This window comes from Lentzea aerocolonigenes (assembly GCF_000955955.1).
Taxonomy (GTDB): Bacteria; Actinomycetota; Actinomycetes; order Mycobacteriales; family Pseudonocardiaceae; genus Lentzea; species Lentzea aerocolonigenes_A.
In genome coordinates this window covers 1-3,396 of sequence record NZ_JYJG01000308.1, presented here as the reverse complement: position 1 = coordinate 3,396, position 3,396 = coordinate 1, and the positions used below count along the sequence as shown (strand labels likewise).

Here is a 3,396-nt window from a genome sequence, read left to right as displayed (position 1 = left end):
GTTCTAGGTGGACAACAGACCCAGTTCGCTCGCGGACACATTGGAACGCGTCCTGGACAAAGGTGTGGTGATCGTCGGCGACATCGCCGTGTGTGTAGTGGACATCGAGCTGCTCACGTTGCGGGTGCGGCTTTTCGTCGCCTCCGCGCAGACGGCTCGTGAGATGGGCATGGACTGGTGGACGAACGACCCGTTCTTCTCGCCGAAAGCGGTGAAGCCGGCGGAAACGCACGAACTGGTTCAGCAGAACACCGAACTGCGCGATCGCGTCGCGGCACTGGAGCGCGCCCTGGAGGAGAAACGACCATGAGTCGCGGCCTGTACGCGTATGCGATCACCAGGGACCGCCAGCTCGACCTCGCGGGACCGTGGCTGATCGGCCACCGCGGCCTGGCGCTCGTCGTGGCCGAGGTCGACCTGGGCCTGTTCGCCGGGCTCGAGTTCGAGGAAGCCGCGGAGGACAGTCCGCTGGCCGTGCTGGCGCGCTACCACGACTCCGTGGTGCGAGCGGTGTTCGAGCACGAACCGGTGCTGCCGCTGCGGTTCGGCACCGTGCTGGAGAGCATCGACGCCGCCGTGCGCCTGCTCGGCGCCCGCCACGAGGAGGCGCGGGCGTGGCTGGAGCGGGTGGACGGCCGCAGGGAGTGGGGAGTGCGGGTGCGCGCGGCCGTGCGGGCGCCGGAGGACCTGGGCGGGTTGTCGGGGACGGCGTACCTGGCGCAGCGCCGCCGGCGCTTGACCGACGCGGACGTGGCGAGGCGTGGTGCGGAAACGCTGCACGAGGCACTGACCGGGCGGGCCGCCGATGCCACTCGCCGCGATGCCACCGGCTTGCTCCTCGACGCGGCGTACCTGGTGGATGCCGGCGCTGAGCACGACTTCCGCGCCGACGTCGAACGGTTGACCGCCGAACTCGGGCTGACGGCGGAGATCACCGGACCGTGGCCGCCGTACTCGTTCACGACCGTGGAGTTCGCCGATGCCTGAACAGAACGCGGCGAGTCTCGTCGACCTGCTGGACCGCGTGGTGCACCGGGGTGCGGTGGTGCGCGGCGACGTGGTCATCGCACTGGCGGGCGTCGAGCTGATCCGGCTCGACCTCCGGTTGCTGCTGATCGGCATCGGCGGGTGAGCGCGCAGGACGCGGGCAAGGGACTCGGCCGGATCGTCGTGGCCGTGCTGGAGATCGTGTGCGAGCTCCTCGAACGTCAGGCGCTGCGCCGGGTGGACGCGGGCACGTTGACCGAGGAGGAGGTGGAGAACCTCGGCCAGGCGCTGATCTCACTGCAACGTCAGTTCGCGGCACTGCGCGAGGCACTGGGAGAGCCGGACATCTCCGGCGTCCGGCTTCCCGTCGACATCGCGAGTCTGCTTCCGCAAGAGAGGACATGATCGTGACCGCTCCCGCAATCCCCAACTCCGGCGGCCTCGCCGACGTGCTGAACGTCCTGCTGGACAAGGGACTCGTGATCGACGCGTCGGTGCGGGTCTCGTTGATCGGCATCGAGATCCTGGCCATCGACATCAAGGTCGTGATCGCCAGCGTCGACACCTACATCCGCTACCTGGAAGCGATGCAACGGCTCGAAGCGACCCGCCGGGGCATGATCGCGCCACCACCGGTTCCGCAGGGCATCACCGGCACGTACGGCCTGCTGGCGCCCGCGGTGGTCGCACCCGCAGTGGTCACCCCCGCTCCACTGCAGGTGGAGGAGCACCAGCAGTGAGCCTGTTCCTGCACGGCGTCGTGCGGGCGAGCCACCGGCTTCCCGGCGACTCGCGGTTCCGGTTGGTAGCACTGGAAGATCTCGCCGTGGTGGTCAGCGACCGGGTGGAGGACCGGGCGCTGACCGACCAGGAAGCGACCGCGCATCTGGCTGGGCTGTGCGCGCTGCTGCCGGGCGGTCCGGTGCTGCCGCTGCGGATCGGCACCACCGCGGCGGACGAGGCAGCCGCCCGCGCCGCCGTGCTCGCGTTCACCGCGCCCGTGCTGCGCCGGCACCTCGACGAGCTCGACGGGCTGGCCGAGCTGCACGTCCGCCTGGTGTTCGACGAGGACGCCGCGCTGCACGCGGTCTACCGGGAGGGGACGTTCACCCTCGCGCAGGGCGAGCAGATCGTCAGGGACATCGTGGTGTGGCGCCGGAAGCAGGCCGACGTGCTGCTCGCGCAGGTGGCGGCTCGTGCGGTCGCGTTGCTGGACGCGGGCGAACCGACGGAGGAGCTCCGCGCGTTGCTCGTGCCGCTGGGCGACGTCGAGGCGGTGCGTGCCGTGGTGGCCGCGCTCGACGGGGTCACGGCGAGCTGCACCGGTCCGTTGCCGGCGTTCCACTTCCTCGACCTGTCACCGAGTCAGCCCGCCTCGCGCTGGGGTTGGTGAGGCGAAGTCGACGGGACCGCCGTAGCGGGACGACGCCCGGCTGACCGCGTCCTGCGGCGTCACGAAACGCCCCACGTGCGTGACGATCAACCGGCCGGCGCCCGCCGCTTCCGCCGTCTCGCCCGCGTCCTCTGGGGTGTGGTGGACTTCGGATTTGGTGGCGCTTTCCGCCTCGCACAGCAGCACATCGGTGCCGCGCGCCAGCTCGACCAGGCTGTCGCACGGCGCGCTGTCACCGGAGTATGTGAGGGAGCTGCCCGCCTCGATCCGCACCGCGAACGCGGGGATGCCGTGCTCCACAGCGGCTGTCGTGAGCCGCATCGAGCCGACCGTCGCCTGGTGCCCGTCGTGCAGCTCGGTGATCTCGAACGCGGACTCGACCGGGCTGCGTTCCGGGCCGTTCGTGAGGAACCCGGCGAGCCGGTCGGCGATGCCGGGCGGGCCGAGGAGCGGGATCGGGCCGCGTTCGACGTCCGCGAACAGCAGGGCGTAGTAGGCGGTGAGCAGGTCCGCGCTGTGGTCCGCGTGCAGGTGCGAGATCCAGATCGCGTCCACGTCCTGCAGCTTCGTGTGCCGCTGCAACGGTCCGAGCGTGCCGGTGCCCGCGTCCATCCACAAGCGAGTGTCGCCAGTGGACACCAGGTAGCCGGAGCACGGGTTGTCCGCGCTCGGGTACGGCGTCGCGCACCCGAGCACGGTCAGGTCAAGTCCCATGTGTTTGAACTTAGATCAACGAGCGCGGGTTCCCTTGAGCTTCACCAGTTCCGACTCGAACAGGTTCTCCTCGACCTTCAGCGTGCCGGGCACCTTCGCGTCCGGCCGGGACATGTACGACTGGGTCGCGGACGGCCGCCCCACCAGGGAGAACCGCAGCTCGCCGGTCAGCCCTCTGGCTTTGATGCTGTTGGTGTCGTGGAACGCGCGCAGCACGCCGTCGCGCGTCAAATCTTTCTTGGCGCAGGCCTTCTCCAGCACGGCGACGTACGCCATCGCCACGGTGTAGCCGTGCACGGTGA

The 3,396-nt window shown here is 70.0% G+C and carries 7 protein-coding genes and 1 pseudogene; 6 read left to right on the top strand and 2 right to left on the bottom strand.

The window, feature by feature from the left end; translation table 11 throughout:
- The first annotated feature begins 7 nt into the window (after positions 1-7).
- From UK23_RS34620 to UK23_RS34600, 6 genes are read left to right on the top strand one after another with little or no spacing between them, the layout of a single operon-like run.
- The gene (locus UK23_RS34620) at positions 8-310 is read left to right on the top strand and encodes a gas vesicle protein (RefSeq protein ID WP_045315954.1); all 303 of its coding nucleotides are present in this window, start codon (positions 8-10) and stop codon (positions 308-310) included.
- On the top strand, positions 307-987 hold the full coding sequence (locus UK23_RS34615) for a GvpL/GvpF family gas vesicle protein (protein ID WP_045315953.1): 681 nt from the start codon (positions 307-309) through the stop codon (positions 985-987). The genes UK23_RS34620 and UK23_RS34615 overlap by 4 nt, the downstream gene beginning before the upstream one ends.
- The gene (gvpJ, locus tag UK23_RS50750) at positions 980-1,132 is read left to right on the top strand and encodes a gas vesicle protein GvpJ (protein WP_082115206.1); all 153 of its coding nucleotides are present in this window, start codon (positions 980-982) and stop codon (positions 1,130-1,132) included. Before UK23_RS34615 ends, gvpJ (UK23_RS50750) begins: the two co-directional genes overlap by 8 nt.
- Positions 1,129-1,392: a gas vesicle protein K gene (locus UK23_RS34610; protein ID WP_045315952.1), complete on the top strand. Its 264-nt coding sequence runs from the start codon at positions 1,129-1,131 to the stop codon at positions 1,390-1,392. The genes gvpJ (UK23_RS50750) and UK23_RS34610 overlap by 4 nt, the downstream gene beginning before the upstream one ends.
- A gap of 2 nt (positions 1,393-1,394) precedes the next feature.
- Positions 1,395-1,727 carry a gas vesicle protein GvpJ gene (gene gvpJ / locus UK23_RS34605; protein ID WP_330770444.1) on the top strand — a complete coding sequence of 111 codons (333 nt, stop codon included), beginning with the start codon at positions 1,395-1,397 and terminating at the stop codon, positions 1,725-1,727.
- On the top strand, positions 1,724-2,380 hold the full coding sequence (locus UK23_RS34600) for a GvpL/GvpF family gas vesicle protein (RefSeq protein WP_045315950.1): 657 nt from the start codon (positions 1,724-1,726) through the stop codon (positions 2,378-2,380). The genes gvpJ (UK23_RS34605) and UK23_RS34600 overlap by 4 nt, the downstream gene beginning before the upstream one ends.
- On the opposite strand, the gene UK23_RS34595 is transcribed toward UK23_RS34600, so the two are convergent.
- Together UK23_RS34595 and UK23_RS53085 are read right to left on the bottom strand one after the other, a co-directional pair.
- Positions 2,345-3,094: an MBL fold metallo-hydrolase gene (locus UK23_RS34595; protein WP_045315949.1), complete on the bottom strand. Its 750-nt coding sequence runs from the start codon at positions 3,092-3,094 to the stop codon at positions 2,345-2,347. The two genes, UK23_RS34600 and UK23_RS34595, sit on opposite strands and share 36 nt — an antisense overlap.
- A gap of 15 nt (positions 3,095-3,109) precedes the next feature.
- A pseudogene (locus tag UK23_RS53085) lies at positions 3,110-3,396 on the bottom strand (ABC transporter substrate-binding protein); the annotation flags it as partial.